This window comes from Pseudomonas meliae, assembly GCF_001400515.1.
In the GTDB taxonomy this organism is placed as follows: domain Bacteria; phylum Pseudomonadota; class Gammaproteobacteria; order Pseudomonadales; family Pseudomonadaceae; genus Aquipseudomonas; species Aquipseudomonas amygdali.
In genome coordinates, this window is the sequence record NZ_LJQT01000229.1 from 1,456 (window position 1) to 26,533 (window position 25,078).

General features: G+C 60.6%; 18 protein-coding genes and 3 pseudogenes. 11 read left to right on the plus strand and 10 right to left on the minus strand.

Annotated features, from left to right (window positions below; genetic code table 11):
* From ALO64_RS26300 to gshB, 7 genes and pseudogenes are all read right to left on the minus strand, one after another.
* A pseudogene (locus ALO64_RS26300) lies at window positions 1-253 on the minus strand (dihydroorotase); the annotation flags it as partial.
* Entirely contained in the window at window positions 250-1,254 is a 1,005-nt protein-coding gene (locus ALO64_RS10245; protein WP_004666454.1) for an aspartate carbamoyltransferase catalytic subunit, read from the minus strand. The pseudogene ALO64_RS26300 and the gene ALO64_RS10245, both read right to left, overlap by 4 nt.
* 12 nt (window positions 1,255-1,266) lie before the next feature.
* Window positions 1,267-1,779, minus strand: coding sequence for a bifunctional pyr operon transcriptional regulator/uracil phosphoribosyltransferase PyrR (pyrR, locus tag ALO64_RS10250; protein WP_044344661.1), 513 nt, complete (start codon window positions 1,777-1,779; stop codon window positions 1,267-1,269).
* A 99-nt stretch (window positions 1,780-1,878) separates the two neighbouring features.
* Window positions 1,879-2,319: a Holliday junction resolvase RuvX gene (ruvX, locus tag ALO64_RS10255; RefSeq protein ID WP_002551734.1), complete on the minus strand. Its 441-nt coding sequence runs from the start codon at window positions 2,317-2,319 to the stop codon at window positions 1,879-1,881.
* Entirely contained in the window at window positions 2,319-2,891 is a 573-nt protein-coding gene (locus ALO64_RS10260; RefSeq protein ID WP_044344662.1) for a YqgE/AlgH family protein, read from the minus strand. Before ALO64_RS10260 ends, ruvX begins: the two co-directional genes overlap by 1 nt.
* Window positions 2,892-2,966: 75 nt before the next feature.
* Complete coding sequence (locus ALO64_RS10265) at window positions 2,967-3,869, minus strand: energy transducer TonB (protein WP_044344663.1); 903 nt, start codon at window positions 3,867-3,869, stop codon at window positions 2,967-2,969.
* A 145-nt stretch (window positions 3,870-4,014) separates the two neighbouring features.
* On the minus strand, window positions 4,015-4,974 hold the full coding sequence (gene gshB, locus ALO64_RS10270; RefSeq protein ID WP_044344664.1) for a glutathione synthase: 960 nt from the start codon (window positions 4,972-4,974) through the stop codon (window positions 4,015-4,017).
* 249 nt (window positions 4,975-5,223) lie between these two features.
* Between gshB and pilG the strand changes: the two genes are divergently transcribed.
* The 6 genes and pseudogenes from pilG to ALO64_RS10300 all read left to right on the plus strand — a co-directional run.
* Window positions 5,224-5,634 (plus strand): twitching motility response regulator PilG, encoded by a 411-nt coding sequence (gene pilG, locus ALO64_RS10275; RefSeq protein WP_002551738.1) that lies wholly within the window; start codon window positions 5,224-5,226, stop codon window positions 5,632-5,634.
* Window positions 5,635-5,680: 46 nt separating this feature from the next.
* Window positions 5,681-6,046, plus strand: coding sequence for a twitching motility response regulator PilH (gene pilH, locus ALO64_RS10280; RefSeq protein WP_002551739.1), 366 nt, complete (start codon window positions 5,681-5,683; stop codon window positions 6,044-6,046).
* A 14-nt stretch (window positions 6,047-6,060) separates the two neighbouring features.
* Complete coding sequence (locus ALO64_RS10285; protein ID WP_002551740.1) at window positions 6,061-6,600, plus strand: chemotaxis protein CheW; 540 nt, start codon at window positions 6,061-6,063, stop codon at window positions 6,598-6,600.
* 48 nt (window positions 6,601-6,648) lie between these two features.
* Window positions 6,649-8,691 (plus strand): methyl-accepting chemotaxis protein, encoded by a 2,043-nt coding sequence (locus tag ALO64_RS10290; RefSeq protein ID WP_044344665.1) that lies wholly within the window; start codon window positions 6,649-6,651, stop codon window positions 8,689-8,691.
* A 47-nt stretch (window positions 8,692-8,738) separates the two neighbouring features.
* A pseudogene (locus ALO64_RS10295) lies at window positions 8,739-14,690 on the plus strand (Hpt domain-containing protein).
* Window positions 14,691-14,739: 49 nt separating this feature from the next.
* A pseudogene (locus ALO64_RS10300) lies at window positions 14,740-15,153 on the plus strand (chemotaxis protein CheW); the annotation flags it as partial.
* Between the two features lie 179 nt (window positions 15,154-15,332).
* Here the strand turns inward: ALO64_RS10300 and selO are convergent.
* Together selO and ALO64_RS10310 are read right to left on the minus strand one after the other, a co-directional pair.
* Window positions 15,333-16,796: a protein adenylyltransferase SelO gene (gene selO / locus ALO64_RS10305; protein WP_044344667.1), complete on the minus strand. Its 1,464-nt coding sequence runs from the start codon at window positions 16,794-16,796 to the stop codon at window positions 15,333-15,335.
* 138 nt (window positions 16,797-16,934) lie between these two features.
* Window positions 16,935-17,600, minus strand: a complete 666-nt coding sequence (locus tag ALO64_RS10310; RefSeq protein ID WP_081026812.1) for a GntR family transcriptional regulator — start codon at window positions 17,598-17,600, stop codon at window positions 16,935-16,937.
* 253 nt (window positions 17,601-17,853) lie between these two features.
* Here ALO64_RS10310 and ALO64_RS10315 point away from each other — a divergent pair, with 253 nt between their 5' ends.
* Genes ALO64_RS10315 through ALO64_RS10335 form a run of 5 tightly spaced genes read left to right on the plus strand, consistent with a single transcriptional unit; the run spans window position 17,854 to window position 24,016 of the window.
* Window positions 17,854-19,086, plus strand: a complete 1,233-nt coding sequence (locus ALO64_RS10315) for an NRAMP family divalent metal transporter (RefSeq protein ID WP_044344669.1) — start codon at window positions 17,854-17,856, stop codon at window positions 19,084-19,086.
* 15 nt (window positions 19,087-19,101) lie between these two features.
* Entirely contained in the window at window positions 19,102-19,866 is a 765-nt protein-coding gene (locus tag ALO64_RS10320; protein ID WP_044320381.1) for a LamB/YcsF family protein, read from the plus strand.
* Window positions 19,867-19,868: 2 nt separating this feature from the next.
* On the plus strand, window positions 19,869-20,666 hold the full coding sequence (locus ALO64_RS10325; RefSeq protein WP_044344670.1) for a putative hydro-lyase: 798 nt from the start codon (window positions 19,869-19,871) through the stop codon (window positions 20,664-20,666).
* A 9-nt stretch (window positions 20,667-20,675) separates the two neighbouring features.
* Window positions 20,676-22,280 carry a 5-oxoprolinase subunit B/C family protein gene (locus ALO64_RS10330; RefSeq protein WP_044344671.1) on the plus strand — a complete coding sequence of 535 codons (1,605 nt, stop codon included), beginning with the start codon at window positions 20,676-20,678 and terminating at the stop codon, window positions 22,278-22,280.
* Window positions 22,277-24,016, plus strand: coding sequence for an acetyl/propionyl/methylcrotonyl-CoA carboxylase subunit alpha (locus tag ALO64_RS10335; protein WP_044344672.1), 1,740 nt, complete (start codon window positions 22,277-22,279; stop codon window positions 24,014-24,016). Before ALO64_RS10330 ends, ALO64_RS10335 begins: the two co-directional genes overlap by 4 nt.
* A gap of 102 nt (window positions 24,017-24,118) precedes the next feature.
* On the opposite strand, the gene ALO64_RS10340 is transcribed toward ALO64_RS10335, so the two are convergent.
* Window positions 24,119-24,661 (minus strand): Imm5 family immunity protein, encoded by a 543-nt coding sequence (locus ALO64_RS10340; RefSeq protein ID WP_044344673.1) that lies wholly within the window; start codon window positions 24,659-24,661, stop codon window positions 24,119-24,121.
* Between the last annotated feature and the right edge of the window lie 417 nt (window positions 24,662-25,078).

Genomic DNA, 25,078 nt, shown 5'->3' on the forward strand with positions numbered 1-25,078 from the left:
CTGCCACCGCCGCGCGGGTTTCGCTGGCGATGCTGCCTTTGCGGCTGTAGCCCGGCTCGCGCAGGGACACGTTGAGGTCGACCAGACCGGGTGCTGCGACCAGTCCGGCAGCATCGATGATCTGGGTGGGCTCGAAACCCTCCGGGGCGGCACCGATAGCGGTGAGCTTGCCTGCTTCAACATGCAGGTCGGTAACCTGATCCATCCCGCTGACCGGGTCGATGACGCGAGCGCCGAGGATGCTGAGCTTCACTGGGCGTTCTCCTGTTCGAATTGACGTTGTGCGTTTTGCCCGCTCATGGCCATGGACAGCACTGCCATGCGGATTGCGATGCCGTAGGTCACTTGATTGAGAATCACCGAATGCGCGCCGTCGGCCACTGCCGATTCGATCTCCACGCCGCGGTTGATCGGGCCGGGGTGCATGACAATCGCATCCGGCTTCGCGGCCGCAAGGCGCGCGGTGGTCAGGCCGAACAGACGGTAGAACTCGCCTTCGCTGGGCAGCAGTCCACCGGTCATGCGTTCGCGTTGCAGGCGCAGCATGATGACCACGTCCACGTCCTTCAAACCTTCGTTGAGGTCGGTGTAGACCTTCACCCCGTATTGTTCGACGCCGACCGGCAGCAGGGTTTTCGGCCCTATCACGCGGATGTCCGGGCAGCCGAGCGCCTGGAGTGCGAGCATGTTGGAGCGTGCTACCCGTGAATGCAGGATGTCGCCGACGATGGCCACCGACAGGTTTTCAAAGCCGCCCTTGTGCCGACGAATCGTCAGCATGTCGAGCATGCCCTGGGTCGGGTGTGCGTGGCGGCCATCGCCACCGTTGATGATCGCGACATCCGGGCATACGTGTTCGGCGATGAAGTGCGCAGCGCCCGAATCTGCGTGACGCACAACGAACATGTCGGCGGCCATCGCCTCAAGGTTGCGCAAGGTATCGAACAGCGTTTCGCCCTTGCTGGTGGACGAGGTCGAGACGTTCAGCGTGATCACGTCGGCCGACAGCCGCTGCGCAGCCAGTTCAAAGGTGGTGCGGGTACGGGTGGAGTTCTCGAAGAACACGTTGCACACCGTCTTGCCGCGCAACAGCGGGACTTTTTTCACCGCCCGCGCGCCGACTTCAAGGAACGAGTCAGCGGTGTCGAGAATTTCGGTAAGCAGCTCGCGGGGCAAGCCGTCCAGAGACAGAAAATGGCGCAGCTGGCCCTGGTGGTTGAGCTGCAGCGGGCGCTTGGCGTCGAGAGGCGTCATCGCAATGGACTCTTAAAGGGCGGTGGAGAGGTCTTGAAGTTCGAGCGCCAGCGGCTCTGGGCCGGACAGCTTGATGCGTTCATCGGGTGCCAGCGAGAGAGTCGCGCCAACCACATTCGGGCGGATCGGCAGTTCACCGGCGTCCAGGTCCAGCAGGCAGACCAGCGTAACGCTGGCCGGGCGGCCGTAGTCGAACAGTTCATTGAGGGCGGCGCGGACGGTACGACCACTCATCAGCACGTCGTCGATCAGCACCAGATGCTGCCCTTCTATTTCGAACGGCAGGTCCGAAGGTCGCACTTGAGGGTGCAGGCCGTTCTGGCTGAAGTCATCGCGATAGAACGAAACGTCCAGGGTGCCGAGCGGAGCGGGGTTGTTCAGTGCCTTGAGCAGCTCCTGGGCAACCCATACACCGCCCGTGCGGATACCAATGAAACGAGGGTCGCTGATGCCGCGCTTGCTCAGGTGAGCGTTCAGGTCAGTGGCCATCTGACGAATCAATTCGGCGGGATCGGGCAGGCTCATGGTTGCTCCTTCAGAGGCTCGGGCAGCGTCGGTCCGTGGCGCAATGCTCAAGCGATAACGTGGAATCCGGGTATCTCGAAGCGATAAAGGCAGAAAAAGTCACACATTCAACAGCTCGGGGTGCTCGTCCAGCCAGCCTTGCAGAAGAAGCGCAGCAGCAATGGCATCCACCGGATTATCGCGGTAGCTGCCTTTCTGGCCGCCGCGAGCCATGCGCTCGCCCTTGGCTTCGAAGGTGGTCAGGCGTTCATCATGGGTGTAGACGGTTACACCAAAGCGGCCGTTGAGCTTGCGCGAAAACTTTTCCGCGCGCGCGCTCATGTCGCTGGGCGTGCCGTCCATGTTCAACGGCAGACCCACCACGATGGCGTCAGGTTTCCATTCATTGATCAGTGCCTGAACCTTGTCCCAGTCCGGCACGCCATTCTGCGCCTTGAGCGTACAGAGTTCACGTGCCTGACCGGTAATGGCCTGACCGACTGCAACGCCGATCTGTTTGGTGCCGTAATCAATGCCCAGCAGCAGCCGTAAAGCGGCCATCAAGCGTGTCCTGCCTGGGTCGATATGAGGTTGAGATTGATGCCCAGGCGTCTGGCTGCCGCATCCAGGCGTTGCTTGCTGTCGACATCGAACAGGATGGCCGGGTCAAACGAGCAGGTCAGCCAGGCATTATCGGCCATTTCCGCATCCAGTTGGCCTGCGTCCCACCCTGCATAGCCGAGGGTGATCACATTTTGATCAGGCCCGTATCCATCAGCGATGGAAAACAGCACGTCCTGGGAGGTCGACAGCGAAATCCCGCCGGGAAGATTGACTGTGGCCTGAAACGTCTGGCCGCTGGGATGCAGGACAAAGCCGCGATCGGTCTGCACCGGGCCACCCGAATGTATGGCGATTTCCTGGCAGCGTTTGGGCGCAGGAAGCTCCGGTCGCAGTTGTTCGAGTACATCCGCCAAGGTCAGGCTTTGCGGGCGGTTGATCACCAGCCCCATTGCGCCATTGGCGTTGTGCTCGACAACGTAGGTCAAGGTCTGAGCAAAGTTCTCGTCGTGCATGTGCGGCATGGCGATCAGGAACTGGTGCTTTAGATAACTCGGGGAGACTTTTTTCATGAGTCCTAGTTTGGCGTTGCCTTGCGCGCCTGACAACTGACACTTGTACGTGTCGAGTGTCAGTTTGCAAAAAATTCAATTACTCGACAGCTTGTCGCCGCGTGCAAATTTCCAGGTGCGGATGATCTCCAGCCTGTCGATGTCGGCCAGATCGCCGGTGAACGGCGCAAAAGGTGCCGCCAGACGCACGATTCGTTGTGCTGCCTGATCCAGCAAAGGTTGCCCTGATGATTCAAGCACCAGCACTTCATACAACGAGCCGTCGCGATTGATTGACACAAGAAGTCGCAAATTGCCGTAGATCTGCTTGCGTCGTGCTTCTTCAGGATAGTTCAGGTTTCCGACCCGCTCGACCTTCTTGCGCCAGTCGTCCTTGTACCAGGCACCTTTGTCGCGCATGGTCGAGGCCGCATTGAGGCGGTGGATCTTCGGGCGCTTGGCGTAAAGCTGCTGCTCGGTCGACAGTTCGGCTTCCAGGCTGGCAATTTCATTGCTCAGCTCCGAGCTGTCAAAGGTCGGTGCGGCCTTGGTGGTTGGCTCGGGCTTGACTTCATCGCGCTTGGCGACGGTTTTCTGCTGGCTGGGCGCAGTGGTCGCGACGGCAGTCTTTGGCGCTTCCTGCTTGACCACCGGCTTGCTGGCCGGAGGCGGGGTGACCTTGTTGACCTTGGTGTCCTGATACGGCGCCAGCTCGGTGGTCTTGAGCGTTTCGGCCTTGTCCAGCGTGCCACTGCCCTGCTGATCGTCCTGTGCCAGGAAATCCGCCTGTTTAGGCTTTTCTTCACTTTTGAACGTAGCGAGGGTGATTTCCAGGGTCTGCGAGATCTGCTCCGGCTTTACATAGGTGAAACCCACGCCAAGGATCACCGCGAGGTGGATCAGCGCCGCGATCATCATGGTGAAGCCCAGGCGATCGGTAGGACGCACACCCATATTGGCGAGTTCGAGGGGAAGGTCGTTTCTGGCCATGGATGTCATTGGCGGTTCAGCATCTCGTCAGCCTGCATGTCAAAATCCGTGTCGTGTTACAGGTGGCGCATGATAACGCAATGTACGGCGAAGCTCTGTTGCGGATCAGACGAAGGGACGCGTTTGAACCTTGGCCAGCGGCGTCAGTCGTTGATCAGTCCTTGCGCGCCTGCAGCTTCTTATCGATCGCATCCATTAAAAGGCCACCAATATTGGTGCCGAAAGCATTGTCGATTTCGCGGATGCAGGTCGGGCTGGTGACGTTGATTTCGGTCAGGTGCTCACCGATCACGTCGAGGCCGACGAACAACAGGCCTTTTTCGCGCAGGGTGGGGCCGATCTGCTCGGCGATCCAGCGGTCCTTGTCGCTCAGCGGACGGGCTTCGCCACGCCCGCCTGCGGCCAGGTTGCCACGTGTTTCACCTGCGGCAGGGATGCGCGCCAGGCAATACGGGACTGGTTCGCCATCGACCATCAGGATGCGCTTGTCGCCGTCCTTGATGGCGGGCAGGTAGCCCTGCGCCATGATTTGCTGTGTGCCGTGGGCGGTCAGGGTTTCAAGGATCACCGACAGGTTCGGATCGCCCGCCCGATGGCGGAAGATCGACGCGCCGCCCATGCCGTCCAACGGCTTGAGGATGACGTCGCCGTGCTTTTCGGCGAATTCGCGAATGATATCTGCGCGGCGACTGACCAGGGTCGGCGGGGTGTATTGGGGGAACAGCGTGGCGAACAGCTTCTCGTTGCAGTCACGCAGGCTCTGCGGCTTGTTGACGACCAGCACGCCTGCACGCTCGGCCTGTTCCAGCAAATAGGTGGCGTAGACGAATTCCATGTCGAACGGCGGGTCCTTGCGCATCAGGATCACGTCCAGGTTGTCGAGACCTGCGTCGACTTCGGCTTCGAACTCGAACCATTTGGCCGGATCGGCAAACACCTTGAGCGGCTTCATGCGCGCGCGGGCCTGGCCAGCGTCCTGATACAGGTCTTTCTGTTCCATATAGAACAGCGACCAGCCGCGTTCCTGTGCGGCAAGGAGCATGGCCAGCGAGCTGTCCTTTTTATAGGAAATGCGCTCAATGGGGTCCATGACAATCCCTAGGCGAACGCTCATGGGCAATATCCTCTGATCGGTAAGGGCCGCAACGACCGTAAAATTGGCATCAGGGTGACGTTCCGTTTGCTCCGGGTCAAGGGGCAGGCCCGCCACGGTGCGCTTTATGGATTGAGTCTGGAGAGTATGCTAAAAAGGCTCGGCATCCGGTTTTCGATCCTTGGGGATCAATGAAGCGATACCGTCAGGCTCCCAGTGCAGTGCCTCGCAGAATGCGCAAAAATTCGCTGCGGCGATGGAAGAGCAGCTATGGAACAACACGCCTCCGCCTTGAAAGTCATGGTCATCGATGACTCGAAGACCATTCGCCGCACCGCCGAAACACTGCTTAAGAACGCAGGTTGTGAAGTCATCACTGCGATAGACGGTTTCGACGCGCTGGCCAAGATTGCCGATAACCACCCACGAATCATATTCGTAGATATCATGATGCCGCGTCTGGACGGTTATCAGACGTGTGCGCTGATCAAGAACAACCGCGCATTCAAGTCCACGCCGGTCATCATGCTGTCCTCCAAGGACGGTCTGTTCGACAAGGCCAAGGGGCGGATTGTCGGTTCCGATCAGTTTTTGACAAAGCCTTTCAGCAAGGAAGAACTGCTCAGCGCGATCAAGGCTCATGTGCCGGGCTTCGTTGCAGCAGAACAACACATATCATGACGCCCGCGCCCGATGTGGCACGCTCGTAACCTGACGGGGAACACCCATGGCTCGAATATTGATCGTCGATGACTCGCCGACTGAAATGTACAAACTCACCGGCATGCTGGAAAAGCACGGTCATGAAGTGCTCAAGGCCGAAAATGGCGCTGATGGCGTGGCTCTGGCCCGTCAGGAAAAACCCGATGCAGTGCTGATGGACATCGTCATGCCCGGGCTCAACGGCTTTCAGGCCACGCGTCAGCTGACCAAGGATGCCGACACCAACATGATCCCGGTGATCATGATCACCACCAAGGATCAGGAGACCGACAAGGTCTGGGGCAAACGCCAGGGCGCGCGGGATTACCTGACCAAACCGGTGGATGAAGAAACCCTGATGAAAACCCTGAATGCGGTGCTGGCCGGCTGATTGCCGGAATCGCCATGGCCGAGCCACGTACTGCCTTTGAACTGCTTCTTGATATGGATCGACGCTGTCGTTCGCTGGCGGCGGGCCTGCCGCTGCAGGAAGCTCATCAGCAGGATTGGGTCGGCATCGGTTTCCGGATGGGTGAGCAGCGCTTCGTGGCACCTATCGGCGAAATCGCCGAAATCCTTCACGAGCCTCATCATGCAGTGATGCCGGGCGTGAAGTTCTGGGTGGCGGGTATCGCCAATCTGCGCGGCCGACTGTTGCCACTCATGGATTTATGCGGGTTTTTCGGCCATGAACTGACCCCCGCGCGCAAACAGCGCCGGGTGCTGGTTGTCGAGCACAACGATGTGTTCGCCGGTCTGCTGGTCGATGAGGTGTTCGGCATGCAACGTTTCAGTCAGTTGAGCCTCATACCCCAGACATCACAAGACATCGATCAAGGTATCGCGCCGTTCTTGCGCGGGCAGTTCATTCGCGAGCAGGCGTGGCAGATATTCAGTCCGTGGGCGCTGGTGCAGTCTGCAGACTTCATGGACCTGGCATCTTAGGCTCTGGTTTGTTTTGTTTCACAATTGATCCAGGCGGGGGCCTGATTAATGAGTAATACAGGCAGATCAAGGGAAGGCGCGCGCAGCCGGACGCAGATTATTCTGCTGTTTGTCGCGCTTATCGTTTTCATCATGTTGCTGTTCGCCAACTTCGCCTATCTCAACACTCAATCGAACTACGACAAACAGTACATCGGGCATGCTGGTGAGCTACGCGTGTTATCCCAGCGCATCGCGAAAAACGCCACCGAAGCGGTCGCCGGTAAAACCCAGGCGTTCAAGCTGCTGGCCGATGCGCGCAACGATTTCGACGTGCGCTGGGGCTACCTGAGAAAAGGCGATCCGGCCACCGGGCTGCCTGCGGCTCCTGATCTGATACGCGACGAATTGCGCACCGTTCAGCGCGACTGGGAAGGGCTGCGCAAAAGTACCGATGTGATTCTGGCCAGCGAACAGACGGTTTTGTCGCTGCATCAGGTGGCTGCGACACTGGCCGAAACCATCCCGCAATTGCAGGCCGAATACGAAAAAGTCGTGGAAAGCCTTCTGCAAAGCCGTGCGCCGGCTGCGCAGGTGGTGGTTGCGCAACGTCAGGCGCTGCTCGCAGAACGAATCCTCGGCTCGGTCAATACCGTGCTGGCCGGTGACGAAACAGCGGTGCAGGCAGCCGATGCGTTTGGCCGCGACGCCAGCCAGTTTGGTCGTGTGCTCAACGGCATGCTGGAGGGCAACGCCACGCTGCGAATCTCCCAGGTCGAAGACCGCGATGCCCGTGCACGGCTGGCGGAAATTGCCGAGCTGTTCGAGTTTGTGTCCGGCTCGGTGGACGAGATTCTTGAAACCTCGCCCGAGCTGTATCAGGTGCGTGAGGCGTCCGGAAACATTTTCAACACCTCACAGACCCTGCTGGATGAAACCTCGGTACTCACCAACAGCCTGGAAAACATGGCCAAGCGTCGTACTGTGAATACCATCGGTGGCTATGTACTGGGCTTGCTGGCGCTGATGTCGATCATCCTTATCGGTCTGGTCATGGTCCGCGAGACCAACCGCCAGTTACGCGAAACCGCGCAGAAGAGCGAGCGTAACCAGACCGCGATCATGCGTTTGCTGGACGAGATCGAAAACCTCGCTGACGGTGATCTGACGGTGACGGCCTCGGTGACCGAAGATTTCACCGGCGCGATTGCCGATTCCATCAATTATTCCATCGACCAGTTGCGCGAGCTGGTGGTGACCATCAACCTGACGGCCGAACAGGTTGCTGCTGCCGTTACCGAAACTCAGGCCACGGCCATGCAGTTGTCTGCCGCCTCCGAGCATCAGGCGCTGCAGATCAGCGCGGCTTCGACGGCAATCAACGACATGGCAGCGTCCATCGATCAGGTGTCGACCAATGCATCGGAATCCTCGGCGGTGGCAGAGCGCTCCGTAGCGATTGCCAACAAGGGCAACGAGGTCGTACACAACACCATCCACGGCATGGACAACATTCGCGAACAGATTCAGGACACGTCCAAGCGTATTAAGCGCCTGGGTGAGTCTTCTCAGGAAATCGGCGATATTGTCAGTCTGATCGACGATATTGCCGATCAGACTAATATTCTGGCCCTCAACGCGGCCATTCAGGCTTCGATGGCCGGTGATGCCGGACGTGGCTTTGCCGTGGTGGCTGACGAAGTACAGCGGCTGGCCGAGCGCTCGTCGTCTGCCACCAAGCAGATCGAAACGCTGGTGCGGGCCATTCAGAACGACACCAACGAGGCGGTCATCTCCATGGAGCAGACCACCAGCGAGGTGGTACGCGGCGCACGACTGGCGCAGGACGCCGGGGTGGCGTTGGGGGAAATCGAAGGGGTTTCCCGAGTGCTGGCCGAACTGATCGAAAGTATCACCGATGCCGCTCACCAGCAGGCCGAGTCGGCCGGTCAGATTTCACAGATCATGACTGTCATTCAGCAGACCACCTCGCAGACCACCTCGGGCACCTCGGCCACGGCCGAAAGCATCGGCAATCTGGCAAAAATGGCCAGCGAAATGCGTCGTTCGGTATCGGGTTTTGCCCTGCCGTCATCGAAGAAAGCCGGATGATGTACAACCAATGAACAACCTTGATTGGGTAACAGGCGGTACTCGTCATGGCTGATCGTCACGATTACGTGGCCCTTGAATGGCTTAAGGGCGAAATCGCCGAAACGCTGCGCCAGGCCCGCAACGAGCTGGATGCCTTCATTGAAGACCCGGCCAACAGCGCGGCGATGGCCGAATGTCTGAACCTGGTGCATCAGGTTCACGGCAGCCTGCAGATGATCGAGTTTTACGGCGCGGCGTTGCTGGCCGAGGAAATCGAGCAACTGGCGCTGGCAGTCCAGCAGAACCGTGTCAGCCATCCGGCGGAGTCCGAGCAACTGCTGATTCAGGCCATGAGTCAGTTGCCGGTTTATCTGGAGCGTATCCACTCCGCGCGCCGCGACCTGCCGTTGGTGGTGTTGCCGTTGCTCAATGACCTGCGCAGTGCGCGGGGCGAAAGTCTGCTCTCGGAAACCAGCCTGTTCGCCCCGCAACTGGTCGTCGTTCCTGCGCTCGATGACCAGGAACTGGCGCGGCGCAATACCCCTGAATTGCCCAACCTGCTGCGCAAGCTGCGTCAGACCTTGCAGGCGGCGCTGGCGGGCCTGATGCGCGAGCAGGGCGTTCAGACCCAGCTCGGTTACATGGCCAAGGTGTTTGCCCGGCTGGAGCAGTTATGCGAGGACGCGCCGCTCGGTCCGCTCTGGCGAATCGCCTCGGCGCTGGTCGAAACCATGCTCAACGGCAACTTCACCAACAGCCCGGCCCTGCGCAGCCTGCTGAAGGATGCCGACAAGGAGCTCAAGCGGCTGGCCGAGCAGGGCGTGACCGGCATCAATCAGCCGGCCCCCGAAGAGCTGCTGAAAAGCCTGCTGTTCTACATCGCCAAGTCCGACAGCCTGGCACCGAAGATGCTCGACCTCAAAGACCAGTACGCGCTGGCCGATGCCTTGCCCGGTAACGATGTGGTCAACGAAGAACGCGCACGCATGGCCGGGCCGGACCGCGACGCCATGCGCTCGGTAATCGTAGCCTTGTGCGAAGGGCTGGTCCGGGTCAAGGAACGGCTCGATGTGTTCGTGCGCGGTGACCGCCAGCATTTCAGTGAGCTCAACGCGCTGCTGCCGCCATTGCGGCAGATCGCCGATACCCTGGCGGTGCTTGGCTTCGGCCAGCCGCGCAAGGTGATCATCGATCAGCTTTCTGTCGTTCTGGGGCTGGCGCAGGGGCAGCGCGAGCCCAGCGATGGCGCGCTGATGGATGTTGCAGGCGCCTTGCTCTACGTCGAATCGACCCTGGCTGGCATGGCCGGGAGCAACGAACAGACCAGCCGCGAAGAAAGCCGCCTGCCGACCACTGACCTGACGCAAATTCATCAACTGGTGATTCGCGAGGCCCGCACGGTGTTGCAGCAGGCCAAGGACGTGATCCTCGATTACATCGACGGCGAGTGGGACCGCCAGCGGCTCGACCCGCTTTGCGCGCTGATCATGCAGGTTCGCGGTGCGCTGGCGATGATCCCGCTGGCCCGTGCTGCCAGCCTGCTGGCCGCCTGCAACGAATACATTCAGGAACACCTGCTGGTGGACGAAACCCGTCCCAGCTGGGTTCAGCTCGATTGCCTGGCCGATACAATTACTGGCATCGAGTATTACCTGGAGCGCATGCTCGAAGACCATGAAGCGCCGGGTGATCAGGTCCTCGACATGGCCCAGCAAAGCCTGGCGCGGCTGGGCTATACGCCCGCTGCCGACACCCTTGAAGTGCCGCTGCTGGAAGAAATCATCACCCAGGATGAGTTGCTGGAACTGGATGATCGCAAGGCGCTGGTCAGCCCTGCGCAAACCATTGCCCAGGTCCTCGCCAGCCCGGTGTCGGCAGTCAATCCGCCTGCCCGCAACGTACCCACCAGCCTGTTGCCGCCCTCGGCAGACGAAGAGGCGGTGGACGACGAGTTGCGCGAAGTCTTTCTGGAAGAGGCAGACGAGGTGCTCGACGCATTGCGCGAGTATCTGCCGCGCTGGTTTGCCTCACTGGGCAGCGGCGGCCATTGGGACAGCACCGCACTGACCGAAGTGCGCCGGGCGTTTCATACCCTCAAGGGCAGCGGCCGGATGGTGCGTGCGCTGATTCTCAGCGAACTGGCCTGGTCGGTGGAGAACCTGCTCAACCGGGTGCTGGAAGGCGATGTGCTGCCGGGCCTTGAAGTTCAGCAATTGATGAGCGAAGTGCTGACGCTGCTGCCGTCGGTGATTCGCGATTTCGCCGAGGATGCGCAGCGCCAGCGTAACGATGTCGACCTGCTGGCGGCCCGTGCCCATGCGCTGGCCAATGGGCTTGAGCTGCCGGTACTGCCTGCAGCCCCTGACCCAGTACCAGGCGAAGCGCTTGATCCACAATTGCTGGAAATTTTCCGTCAGGAAGCGCTCGGGCATCTGAATACCCTGGGTCGCTTCCTCGACAACGCGGAACAATCGGCATCGCCTTCGATCAGCGACGCTGTGCTGCGTGCGCTGCACACCCTCAAAGGCAGCGCACACATGGCCGGCGTGTTGCCGATTGCCGAGCTGGCCAGCCCGCTCGACCAGTTGGTGCGTGAATACAAAGCCAACCTTATCGACATCGGCGCGCCCGAACTCGCCCTGCTGCGCCGCGCAGAACCGTTGTTGCACGATGGGCTCAAGCAACTCGACACAACCCCGCTGGCAGCCATTGCGGGTGCTGCGCAGCTGATCGAAGCGGCCCTGGCGCTACTCAACGAGCGGCTCACTGTGGTGCTGCGCGAGTCGGACAGTGGCCTGCGGATCAAGCGTAATCCCACGCTGCTTGCCGGCTTTCTGGCCGAAGGCATGGACATCGTCCTGGACGCGGAAAACCTGTTGCGGCGCTGGCGTCAGCACCCGGGCGAACGTCAGGAGCTGAGCGCGTTGCTCGATGAACTGACCACGCTGGGGCATGGCGCGCATCTGGCCGATCTGCCGCAGGTCGATGAGCTTTGCGAAGCCTTGCTCGACCTATACGGGGCGGTCGAGGAAAGCAGCCTGGCGGTCAGCGAACGCTTTTTCGATGCAGCAGAGAGCGCCCACGAAGCGTTGATCAATATGCTTGATCAGGTGGCTGCCGGTCAGGACGTCGAACCACGTCCCGAGTGCGTGCGAGCCTTGAACCAGTTGCTGGATCAGGCGCTGGACCCTTCGGCGACCGGTCTGGTCAAGAGCGATGGCCACCGGACCCTGAGCGTTACCGAGCTCAACGCGGCCACCGAGCAATTGGCCAGTGAGGCCGAGCACACTGAAACTGCCGGCCCGGACGACGAGATCGTCGAGATATTTCTGGAAGAGGCCGTCGATATCCTCGACAGCGCCGGTCAGGCGCTTACAGCGCTGGCTGGCTGATCCGGAAAACTCTGCGCCGCTGGCCTCACTGCAGCGCGACCTGCACACCCTCAAGGGCGGCGCGCGGATGGCCGAGGTGGCCGAGGTGGGCGACCTTGCCCACGAACTGGAAAACCTCTACGAAGGCTTGATCGACCGGCGCTTCAACCATTCGCCAGCGCTGGCCGAACTGCTGCACGAGAGTCACGACCATCTGGCGATTCTGCTGGAGCAGTTGTATCGGCAGGAAGCGCTCAGTGATTCCTCGGCCTTGATCGAAGCGCTGGGCCGCTGTCGTACGCTCGAGAGCTCAGGGTCTGATGTGCAGGCACCGCCAGCGGCCAGCGAAGATCTTCCCGAACATGACACCGAGCTGCGTGAAGTCTTCCTTGAGGAGGGTTTCGATATCATCGAAAGCTCGGGCGCTGCGCTGGCCCGCTGGCAGGCCGATCCGCACAACCTGCTGGAAGTCGAAAACCTGTTGCGCGACCTGCACACCCTCAAGGGCGGTGCGCGGATGGTCGAAATCGCCCCGATAGGCGACCTCGCCCACGAGCTGGAAACGCTTTACGAAGGGCTTTCTGCCGGCAACCTGCAGCCTGCGCCATTGACGATCAGCCTGTTGCAGAGCGGTCACGATGTGCTGGCCGATATGCTCGACGCAGTGCGTAACGAAAAGCCGCTGCCTGATGCCTCGCTGCTGATTGAAAGCATCCGCAGACTGGCCAGCGATGAACCGGTGGGCGAGCCGGTGGTTGCGCAAGCCTTTGAAACCGGTCCTGAATCGGTGGTGGCCGTCGCGCCTGCTGCTGACGGCGAGGTCGAGCGCAGTGGGCCGGAAATGGTCAAGGTGCCCGCCGAGCAACTGGAAGACCTGGTCAACCTGGCCGGTGAAACGTCTATTTTCCGTGGGCGGATCGAACAGCAGATTCTGGATTCGCAGGTCGCGCTGCTGGAAGTTGAAACCACTATCGAGCGGATGCGCGATCAATTGCGTCGCCTGGATATGGAAACCCAAGGCCGTATTCTCAGTCGCGAGCAGGTTCAGGCCGAGCGGCTGGGTTATGAGGAATTCGACCCGCTGGAAATGGACCGTCATTCGCAGTTGCAACAGTTGTCGCGTGCGCTTTTCGAGTCTGCCTCCGACCTGATGGACCTCAAGGAAACCCTCGGTGCGCGGGCCCGCGACGCTGAAACGCTGCTGTCGCAACAGGCCAGGGTCAACACCCAGTTGCAGGAAGGCCTGATGCGTACGCGCATGGTGCCGTTCGAGCGCCTGGTGCCGCGTTTGCGTCGCGTGGTGCGCCAGGTTGCCTCGGAACTGCACAAGAAGGTCCATTTCGAGGTCGGCAATGCCGACGGTGAAATGGACCGAAATGTGTTGGAAAGGATGGTCGCGCCGCTGGAGCACATGCTGCGCAACGCTGTTGATCATGGCCTGGAAAGCACCGAAAAACGCATCGCTGCCGGTAAGCCGGAGCAGGGCCATATCAGCCTTGAGCTGATGTATGAAGGCGGCGATATGGTGATCGAGTTGAGCGATGACGGCTCGGGTGTCGACCTGGCGGCCGTGCGCCGCAAGGCCATCAAACGCGGCATGATCCATCCGGATGCCGATCTGTCCGACCATGAGGTTTTGCCGTTCATTCTGCAGGCGGGGTTTTCCACCAGCGAGATCATCACCCAGATTTCCGGACGTGGCGTCGGCATGGATGTGGTGCATGCCGAGGTCAAACAACTGGGCGGCTCGATGGTCATCGACTCGGTGCCTGGCAAGGGCACGCGCTTCCGTATTCGCCTGCCTATTTCGGTGTCGGTCAACCGTGCGCTGATGGTGACCTGCGGCGAAGAGCAATATGCCGTGCCGCTCAATACCGTCGATGGCATCGTGCGCGTCATGGCCAACGAGCTGGATGGCTATTACCAGACCAGCCCGCCGCGTTATCAATACGGCGGACGCAGCTACGAGCTGCGTTATCTGGGCGAGTTGCTGGGCAGCAGTCCACCCAGGCTTGCCGGGCAATTGCAGCCGCTGCCTGTATTGCTGGTGCATTTGCAGGATCAGTGGGTGGCGGTGCAGGTCGATGCGCTGGCAGGTTCACGCGAAATTGTGGTCAAGAGCCTTGGTACGCAGTTCTCAAGGGTGCAGGGCATTTCCGGTGCGACCATTCTGGGTGATGGGCGTGTGGTCCTGATTCTCGACTTGATGGCGCAGATTCGTACCTTGCAGGGCTTGCCTTTCAGAGGGTTGGCGCCTGTCTACCACGAAGCCGAGCACGCCAGGCCGTTGTTGGTGATGGTGGTGGACGATTCGGTGACGGTACGCAAAGTCACCAGCCGGTTGCTTGAGCGCCACGGCATGCATGTGCTGACCGCCAAGGACGGGATTGACGCCATGACCCTGTTGCAGGAGCACACGCCTGACATCATGCTGCTGGATATCGAAATGCCGCGCATGGACGGCTTTGAAGTGGCCAGCCAGATCCGCCAGGACGAACAGCTCAAGGAACTGCCGATCATCATGATCACTTCCCGCTCGGGCCAGAAGCACCGGGATCGGGCCATGGCGGTGGGCGTCAACGAGTACCTGAGCAAGCCTTATCAGGAAACCGTGTTATTGCTTACTGGAGCCAGATCCATGTCTGAAGGTACGTTCCAGACCAGTCGCCTGACCAGCCTGACCGGCCTGCTGCTGCCGTTGAGTGACCGGCATTTGCTGTTGCCCAACGTCGCGGTCGCCGAGTTGATCGACTACCAGGACTGCAGCGCGGAGCCGGACGCTCCCGAGTGGTATCTGGGACCTATCAGCTGGCGCGAGCTGACCTTGCCGCTGCTCAGTTTCGAAGCCGCCTGCGGAGGCCGCACCCGCGTGGGTGGCCGGGCCCGGATTGTAGTGCTCAATGCACTGGGCGGGCGTAACGACGTCAGGTTCATCGCGTTGCTCACCCAAGGCATTCCGCGCTCGTGCAAGGTCGACAGCCAGTTGAGCTACGTCGACGTCCCACTGGCCGAACTGGAGCTGGCTGCCGTACAGATCGGCGAAACCGTCGCGCGCATCCCCGACCTGGAAGGGCTGGAGCAGTGGCTGGTGGATGCAGGGCTGTCATAGGTAAAGAGGACGCAGAGCGTCNNCATGCGACGCGGAGCGCCGCACGATAGTTACAGGATTATCCAGCGTGGGAATGCCGTGCGTGACGCTCCGCGTCACAAATCTGCGCCGCGCCGCGTAGCACGATAGTTGAGGTTATCGCCCACGCTGAGGATGGGCACGATAGGGGACCAAAAGCCTCACGACGAACAGCTGATTTCCAGATGCTTGCCCCAGTCCGGTGGTCGCTGGGCGTAGCCTTCCATTCCGGGTTGTTCGGTGAAGGGCGTGCAGAGCACTTGGTGCAGGCGGCGGACTTCTGCATAGTCACCTTTTTCCGCTGCGGCGATAGCGTTCTGCGCCAGGTAGTTGCGCAGGATGTACAGCGGATTGACCGCGTGCATGCGGGTTTGACGCTCTTGCTCGGTGCCTTTGTCCTCGCCGGCAATACGCGCCAGATACGCTTCTGCCCAGCCATCGAAGCCCTTGATGTCGACAAAGTCGTCGCGCAATGTGCGCAGCGCTTCTACGGCGGGCTGATCGCCCAGACGACGGAAAAACAGGGTGTAATCCACGCCGCTGTTCTGCATCAGCTTCAGCAATTGGCTGACCAGTTGTTCGTCCTGATCTTCGGCAATGGTCAGGCCCAGTCGACGACGCATCAGGTCAAGGTAGTGCGCTTGATAAAACGGCAGGAACAAGCCGATAGTCTCGCGTAACGCTTCCACGCTGATGAACGGCGTCAGCGCCTGCGCCAGTGCGCTCAGGTTCCATTGCGCGATGGGCGCCTGATTGCTGAAGGAGTAGCGTCCCTCGTGATCGGAGTGATTGCAGATGAAGTGCTCGTCGAAATCATCCAGAAACGCAAACGGACCGAAATCGAAGGTAATGCCCAGAATCGACATGTTGTCGGTGTTCATCACGCCGTGGCAGAAACCGTAGGCCTGCCACTTGGCAATCAGCTCGGCGTTACGCTCGACGATTTCGCGGAACATCGCCAGATACGGCTCTGGCTGCTCCTGACAATGCGGGTAATGCATCGTCAGTACATGTTCGGCCAGTGTCTTCAATTGCTCTGGCTGTTTGGTGTAGAAGAAGTATTCAAGACTGCCGAAGCGCACATGGCTCTGCGCCAGACGCAGCACCATCGCTGCGTGTTCCTGGGTTTCGCGCCATACCGGCGTGCTGGAGCTGACTACGCACCCTGCACGGCTGCTGGGGATACCCAGCGCGTGCAACGCTTCGGAAGCCAGAAACTCGCGGATCGACGAACGCAGCACGGCGCGCCCGTCACCCATCCGCGAGTACGGCGTGCGGCCCGCGCCCTTGAGGTGCAGGTCCCAGTGTTCGCCTGCGTCGTTATACACCTCGCCCAGCAACAGCCCGCGGCCGTCGCCCAGGCGCGGGTTGTAGGAACCAAACTGATGGCCGGAATAAACCATCGCTCGCGGCTCGGCCTCTGACCACAGCTTGTGGCCGCTGAAGATTTCCGCGAACAGCTGCAGATCGGCTTGTTCAGGGGCCAGGTCCAGCAGCGCCAGCGCGGATTCGCTGGCAACCACAAGCCGCGGCGCATCGATGGGCTCAGGCAGCACGGAAGTGGAGAACGCATCGCCCAGTCGGGCAAAGCGGTTGTCGAAAGTGAGTTCGTCGAGTGCTTTCAAAGCGTATCGCCTCCAGAGGGGAATTTCAGGCTTTCAACGAAGCGGCGGCCTGCCTGGCTCGTCGGGCGTGTTGCAACGGTCAGAACCCGTAGACCGGGTCCCTGGGTGGTAGTTCTGGTGATCGGGGCTGCGCCCGGACTATCGGTTCCGGCTTCGCTCGAAGGCGGCCAGAATCGTTCGTTCCGATTGCACCAGATAATCCTCGAGCATGCGCGTCGCCTCATCGGTCTTGCCCGCGTCAAGGCGCCCGAGTACCGCTGCATTCATGTCCAGATAGGGCGAATGCAGAAGCTCCGGGTCGTTGAGCAGCCCGAAGGCCAGGCGCAACTCTGCTGATATCTGCGCATAAAACGCCGCCAGTCGCGGGCTGTCGGACAGCTCGACGATGGCCTTGTGAAACATCATGTTGGCGGTGCCCACGGCAATCCAGTCCTTGGCCTCACGCGCCTGCACGCCGGCCTCGACCGCATTGCGCATGTGCTGCACGCCAGGATGCTGCGGATACGCCTGGGCAATCGCCCTGCATTCGATAAAGCGCCGGATGCGATAAATATCGATGATCGAGGCCATGTCAGGCTTGGCCACAGTCACGCCGCGGTTGGGTTCATGAGTGAGCAAACCCTCGCGGGTCAGAATTCTGAAAGCTTCTCTCAAGGTATTGCGGGAAATCTGCAGGCTTTCGGCCAGCGCCGCTTCCGAAAGGCGTTGACCGGGAACCAGCTCACCCTCGACCAGCATTCTGCGAAGCTCTGTGGTGATTGATTCTCCAAGCGTACGAGGGAGGAGAGAAGCAGCGTCGTTCATAAAGGGTCCGGATAAGGAAAAGCCGAGTCGATATTCCACGACAGTTCATTGGCTGGCAAGGACGAAGGCCATCCGATGCTTCATCAGGTAGCACACTTGAGTTCAAGCGTAACAATGTGGTGCGCATTGTTGATCCATAACATATGGATTGTTCAACAATATTGTCTTTATGTGTCTACAACTTGGCGCTGTTTAATGCCCTTTGGCATGCTCATTGCTCTGGCAGGTTACCTCTCATCTCAGGAATGCCGCCGTGACACAGACTGCCAATGAGTTCACCAAGGCGCGCCGCGCCTCTTTGATCGCCGCGATCTTCATGATGGCGACGTCTGCCATCGGTCCTGGCTTTCTGACCCAGACAGCCACGTTCACCGCGACTCTGGGGGCGGCGTTTGCCTTCGGCATTCTGGCGTCGATCCTGATCGACTTCGTGGTGCAGTTGAATGTCTGGCGCATCGTGACGCTGACCAGAATGCGCGCATCGGATCTGGCCAACGCAGCGATCCCGGGCAGTGGTTATCTGCTCGCGGTACTGGTCATCTTCGGCGGCCTGGTGTTCAGTCTGGGCAACATCGCCGGTGCGGGCCTGGGCTTGAATGCGTTGACCGGTCTTGACCCCAAATGGGGGGGCGCCTTGAGTGCGCTGATCGCCATTGCGATCTTCTCGTCGCACCGTGCGGGTATTGCGATGGATCGCATCATGATGGTGCTGGGCACCTTGAAGGTCTGCCTGATTCTCTTCGCCGCCTTTGCCTCGCACCCGCCGCTGGGCGAGGCTCTGCGCCAGACCATCCTGCCGGACATGGTTGATTTCGCCGCCATCACCACTATCGTCGGCGGCACGGTCGGTGGCTATATCACTTACGCCGGTGCTCACCGCTTGCTGGATCGCGGCACCGTCGGGGTCGAGAACATCGATGTAGTGTCCAAGGCGGCGCTGACCGGTATTCTGGTCACCGGGGTTGTCCGTTACATACTGTTTCTGGCAATCCTCGGCGTGGTCGCCAGCGGCGTTGTCATCGATGTATCCGGCCAGGGCGCAAACCCTGCGGCCCAGGCGTTCACCGCTGCCGCTGGCAACTTCGGCCTTATCATGTTCGGCCTGGTGCTCTGGGCGGCCGGCATCAGCAGCGTGATCGGCGCGTCCTATACTTCGATGTCGTTCATCACGGTATTTTCCAAACGCATCACCGAGCGCGTGCGCAACCTTGCCACGGTCGGCTTTATCCTGATCACCGTGGTCGTATACGTAATGTGGGGCAAACCACCGGCTGCGCTGCTGGTGTTTGCCGGTGGCTTCAACGGCTTGATTCTGCCACTGGGCCTGAGCATTTTCATGTACGTCGGCTGGCGTCGGTCCGACATGATGGACGGCTACCACTACCCGCGCTGGCTATTGGTGCTGGGCGTGCTGACCTGTCTGCTGTCGTGGTACATGGCGTTCAAATCGGCGGGAGCCATCTTTGCCTTCATCAATGCAGCCTGATTTCGGAGAATAAAAATGCCTGCAATAGACCTCAACAGTGATCTCGGTGAAAGCTTCGGCGCCTGGAGCATGGGCGACGACGAGGCGATTCTCGATGTGGTCAGCAGCGCCAATGTGGCCTGCGGTTTTCATGCTGGTGATCCAGCCGGCATCCTGCGCACCCTTGAGGCCGCTGCGGCCCGGGGCGTGGCCATTGGTGCGCATGTGGCTTACCCGGACCTCGTCGGGTTTGGCCGCCGCAATATGGATATCCCGAGCGACCAACTGACCGCCGACGTCATTTACCAGATCGGCGCGCTTCAGGGGCTGGCGCGCAGCGCTGGTACCAGCGTGACATACGTCAAACCCCACGGCGCGCTGTACAACACCATCGCTGGCGATCAGCGCCAGGCAGCGGCGGTCATTCAGGCGCTGCTGCGCATCGACCCTGCGCTGAAGCTGGTGTGTCTGGCCAATTCGCCACTGCTTGGCTGGGCGCGGGAAGCCGGACTGGCGTGCGTCGCCGAAGCGTTCGCCGACCGCGCCTATACCGCTGAAGGCACGCTGGTCTCGCGCTCGCGGCCCGGTGCCGTGCTGCACGACGCCGAGCTGATCGCCGAACGCATGCTGCGTCTGGTGCGCGACAGGGTTATCGAGGCTGAAGACGGCCGCGAAATCAGTCTGCAAGCCGATTCTATCTGCGTACACGGCGACAGCCCGGGCGCGGTGAACATCGCCCGCATCCTGAAAGACCGTTTGCACGACGCAGGCGTTACCGTCCGCGCATTCAATAGGGGCTGATCATGAACAACACCTTGCAACACGCCCGTCAGGCGGCTATCGACGCACGTGCCCGCTATCGACAAGGGTTTGTTTCGCCAACCGCAGGTCAGGCTCCCGGTTTGACCCAGTGCAACATGATCACGCTGCCGCGCGACTGGGCCTATGACTTTCTGCTGTTCGCCCAGCGCAACCCGCAAGCCTGCCCAGTGCTGGATGTGACCGAGCCTGGCAGTTACACCACGTTGCTGGCCGAACAGGCCGACCTGCGCACTGACCTGCCGTTGTATCGGGTCTGGCGTGATGGGCAACTGGCTGAAGAAGTCAGCGACGCCAGCGAAATCTGGGCGCAGCACGGCGATCTGGTCAGTTTTCTGATCGGCTGCAGCTTCACCTTCGAAACCGACCTGATGAACGCCGGGATCGACGTGCGCCATATCAGCGAAGGCTGCAACGTACCGATGTACCGCAGCAATCGTGTCTGTCGACCTGCCGGGCGCTTGCAGGGAAACATGGTGGTTTCTATGCGGCCCATCGCTGCGGACCGGGTTGCCGAGGCAGCGCGGATCACCGGGCGCTACCCCGGCATGCACGGCGCGCCGGTGCATGTCGGCGAACCTGAGCTGCTTGGCATCAAGGACTTGGCCCATCCGGACTTCGGCGATGCGGTGAGCATCAAGCCCGGCGAGATTCCTGTGTTCTGGGCCTGCGGCGTGACCCCGCAGGCGGTTGTGATGGCGTCTCGTGTGCCGTTCGCGATTTCCCATGCGCCGGGGCACATGTTCATTACCGATATTCCGGACAGCTACTACCACGTATAGGAGAGGCTCATGCGTTTCTACCCGGCCAACCTGGACGCGCTCCTGGTTGAACTGTCGAACCTGGACGAGGCTCTGGCCCTGTTCGAATCGCTACAGCAGATGCCCATTTTCGGCGTGGAGGAAATCGTTCCGGCGGCCCGGACGCTGCTGGTGCATTTTCGCCCGTCCGCCATCGGTTTCGAGGCGCTGGCGGCGCAGATTGCCTCGCGTGACATTCGCGGCAGCGCTCGCGAGCCCGGCAAGCTGATTGAAATACCCGTGCATTACAACGGTGAAGACTTGGCTGATGTGGCCCGCGAGCTGGACATCAGCGTTGACGAAGTGATCAAGCGTCACACCGGCAGCGACTACAACGTTGCCTTCTGCGGCTTTGCCCCCGGTTTTGCCTACCTCAGCGGCGGTGCCGGGTTTGTGGTGCCGCGGCGCAGCACGCCGCGCACGCGCATTCCGGCTGGCGCAGTGGCGTTGGCTGGTGGCTTCAGCGGTGTTTATCCACAGGCCAGCCCCGGAGGCTGGCAGATCATCGGCGTGACTCACTCAAAAATGTGGGACCTGGGCCGCGACGAGCCAGCCTTGCTTCAGCCTGGCTATCGCGTGCGCTTTCAAGACGCCGGTCCGCTGCCCGTGACCAGCGTTTCGGTTGCTGCACCCGTTCGTCAGCAGGCGTCGACAATCACCGAAGACTATCTGCAAGTCGTTACGCCGGGTCTGCAGACCCTGTTTCAGGACCTGGGGCGTCCCGGTCGGGCAGGGCAGGGTGTTTCCGCATCGGGTGCGCTGGATCGCGGCGCATTACGTGCGGTCAATCGCGCAGTAGGCAACGAGCCAGGCACTGCTTGTCTGGAAATTCTCATGGGTGGCCTGACGTTTACCTGTCAGGGCCAGGCCGTGGTAGCGGTTACCGGTGCTCAGGCGCCTGTCGAGGTGCTGATGGCTGATGGCCAACGCATGCAGCCGCCGCTTTACGCGCCGTTTTCGTTGCAGATCGGCGATCAGGTGAGCATCGGTTCGCCCACCGCAGGCTTGCGCAGTTATCTGGCCGTGCGCGGCGGTTTTGTCCACGAGCCGGTGCTGGGTAGTCTGTCCACCGACACGCTGGCCCAGGTGGGGCCCGCAGCGCTGGCGGCGGGTGACCGGCTGGGCTTCAGGCGCAGAACCGGTGGTGCTGCGGTGTCGACTGGCGAACAACCGGCCTTCGATATGCCGCGTAATGATCAGGTCATTACGCTGGATGTGGTCATGGGGCCGCGCAGCGACTGGTTCACCGCCGAGGCGCAGGCGTTGCTTGCGCAGCAGACCTGGCTGGTCACACCGCAATCCAACCGGATCGGTATCCGCCTGGCGGGCGAGCAGTCGCTTGCGCGCGCCGTCAGTGGCGAACTGCCCAGCGAGGGCACCACGGTCGGTGCCATTCAGGTGCCGCCCAGTGGCCAGCCGGTACTGTTTCTGGCGGACCACCCGTTGACGGGCGGTTACCCGGTCATCGGCGCAGTCGCTACCTATCACCTGGACAAGGCCGGGCAGATTCCGGTCAATGCCCGCATTCGTTTCAACCCGCTGAGCGCCTTCGAGCCAGTGCGCTCCGCCACTTCAGACGAGACCAATAACAGATGAAAAAGGTTCTGATTGCCAACCGTGGCGAAATTGCCGTGCGTATTGCCCGCGCCTGCCGTGACTATGGGGTTGCCTCGGTGGCCGTGTATGCCGATGCCGATATAGACGCGCTGCATGTGTGTCAGGCCGATGAAGCCTACGGGCTGCAAGGTGAGCGCCCGACCGACACCTATCTGAACATCGAAAAACTGCTGGCAGTGGCTGCTCGCGCCGGTGCCGACGCGGTTCACCCGGGGTATGGCTTCCTCTCGGAACGCGCCGACTTTGCCCGCGCCGTGATCGACGCCGGCCTGACCTGGATCGGCCCGGACCCTGCAACCATCGACGCATTGGGTGACAAGGTGCAGGCCCGGCGCATCGCTTTGAAAGTCGGTGCGCCGCTGGTAGCTGGCACTGAAAACCCGGTGAAAGATGCTTCTGAAGTGCTTGCGTTCGCCGAGCAGTACGGTCTGCCGATTGCCATCAAGGCGGCATTTGGCGGCGGCGGTCGAGGCTTGAAGGTGGCCTGGAAGCTGGATGAAGTCAGCGAACTGTACGAGTCTGCGGTGCGTGAAGCGGTGACCGCGTTCGGTCGTGGCGAGTGCTTCGTCGAACGCTTTCTGGATCGCCCACGGCACATTGAAGCGCAGATCATCGCCGACCGGCATGGCCGGGTGGTTGTGGTCGGCACCCGGGATTGCTCGTTGCAGCGTCGCAACCAGAAGCTGATCGAGGAAGCCCCGGCCCCTTACCTGACCGACGAGCTGCGCCAGCGCATTCACGAGTCGGCCCGTGCGGTTTGTGCCGAGGCAGGCTATGTCGGTGCCGGTACGGTGGAATTCCTGCTCAGTGGCGACGGCACCCTGTCATTCCTGGAGGTCAATACGCGCTTGCAGGTGGAACACCCGGTGACTGAAGAAACCAGCGGTGTGGATCTGGTCATCGAACAACTGCGCGTGGCCGACGGCCTGCCGCTGTCGTTCGACGGTACGCCGGTACCGCGCGGCCATAGCTTCGAATTCCGCATCAACGCCGAAGATGCAGGCAACGGCTTCCTGCCGACCCCGGGCACCATCGACGTGTTTCAGCCACCGTCCGGACCGGGCGTGCGGCTGGACACCGGCGTGACAGAAGGCTCGCGAGTGTCAGCGAACTTCGATTCGATGATCGCCAAACTGATCGTCACCGGCGCAACCCGCGAACAGGCCATCAGCCGCGCCCGCCGTGCGTTGGCCGAGTTCAAGGTGGAAGGCGTGGCCACCGTGCTGCCGTTCCATCGGGCGGTCATGGACCATGATGACTTCACGGCGTCCAATACCTTTGCCGTCCACACCCGCTGGATCGAAACCGACTTCGCCGAGCACGTCACCATCGCCCCGCGCAACGCAGAACCGGCCGACCCGGGCGTGCTGCGCACCTTCGTTGAAATCGACGGCAAACGCCACGAACTGGGCCTGCCTGCTGCGCTGCTGGCCGGTATGAGCCTGAACGCTGCCGCACCGGCTGACGCCAGCCAGCCAGCTGCCGACGCCCCTGACCCGCACGCAGTACTGACGCCGGTCGCGGGCAACCTGCATGCCTGGGCGGTTGAAGACGGTGCGACGGTAGAGAAGGGACAGGTGATCGCGATCATGGAGGCGATGAAGATGGAAACATCGATATTGGCGCCGTGTGCCGGAACCGTGCAGATCAGCAAGGAGCCTGGCGGGTATCTGGAGGCGAAGGTGGTGATTGGGCGGGTTGAGGCTGCCGACTGATCGGGTTGTTAGGTGCTCCGCACAACCGGGTGTTGCCGCTCGGTTGATGCGTGTTTTTCAAGGTAAGTCAGAGATCACCTGCGGCACGGCAACAGACAGATATCACCTCCAAAAAGCACGCCGCAATTCCGGGTTGCCATCATCTGACAACCCACCTGCGAACGCGGATGCGACTAAATAATCAGGCTCAAATGCTTCAGGATCCAGGTCTTGATCGCGTTGGTCGGCGCCAAACTGAACATCGGAAACCGCCGTTACGATTGAATTTGCAGCCGCGTGCGCGACGAACATCGCAGGCCACTCATCGGGTTCATAGCATTCATTCTCGACCAAAGATACATAAAAACCATCTCGTACGGCCATCGCGTCGGCCTCATTAAAAGCGCCACTGGCAGCCTGAAGCGCAACAGTCAGAACAGGTTCAATGCGTCGATCATTACCAAACTTCTTTGTCCAGAATCCAATGCCGTGTTGCACGCAGACGATATTCAGCTTTGTCAGTATCTGTTTTTGTTCGTTGGTATTTTTGTTTTCAGTGATCATCGCCCATAGACGCGTTCGTAGAGGACGTTCTAATTCACCTTTGGGCGAGCTTTGGATTTCAGTCAGGAGTTTTATGATGAGGGTTTCGTGTTCTTTTTTCATTTGAGCTTCTTAATCGGGTGGGCAGTATTCTCGTGTGAAGTCATGTGCAAGGTGCTCGGGCTTCAGTATGAGTTTCCTGAACGATTCCGGCAGCAATTCCTGCTCGGGGTTGGCGAGGTTCTTGAGCTTGAAAAAGCGGCTGTTTTGCAGCAAATGCGCCGCGGGAGAGATCCATCAATATTTGTGCCTCCTTAGAAGCAGAGGGACCAGCCTCTCAGCATTGGCGAGAACTGACAAGTCGTGGTGTGATTCTGGTACGTAGAGCCTTGAGACTATCAGTGTGTTTGTGACATATGGAACTGACAACCACCAACCGTAAAATTCTGAAAATCCCGTAGGAGTTGAGCTACAGACGCATTCGACATCTTGCAGTTGCTGGATCCGCTAAGGAGGCGCTGCAAAAATAGCCAACTGTCC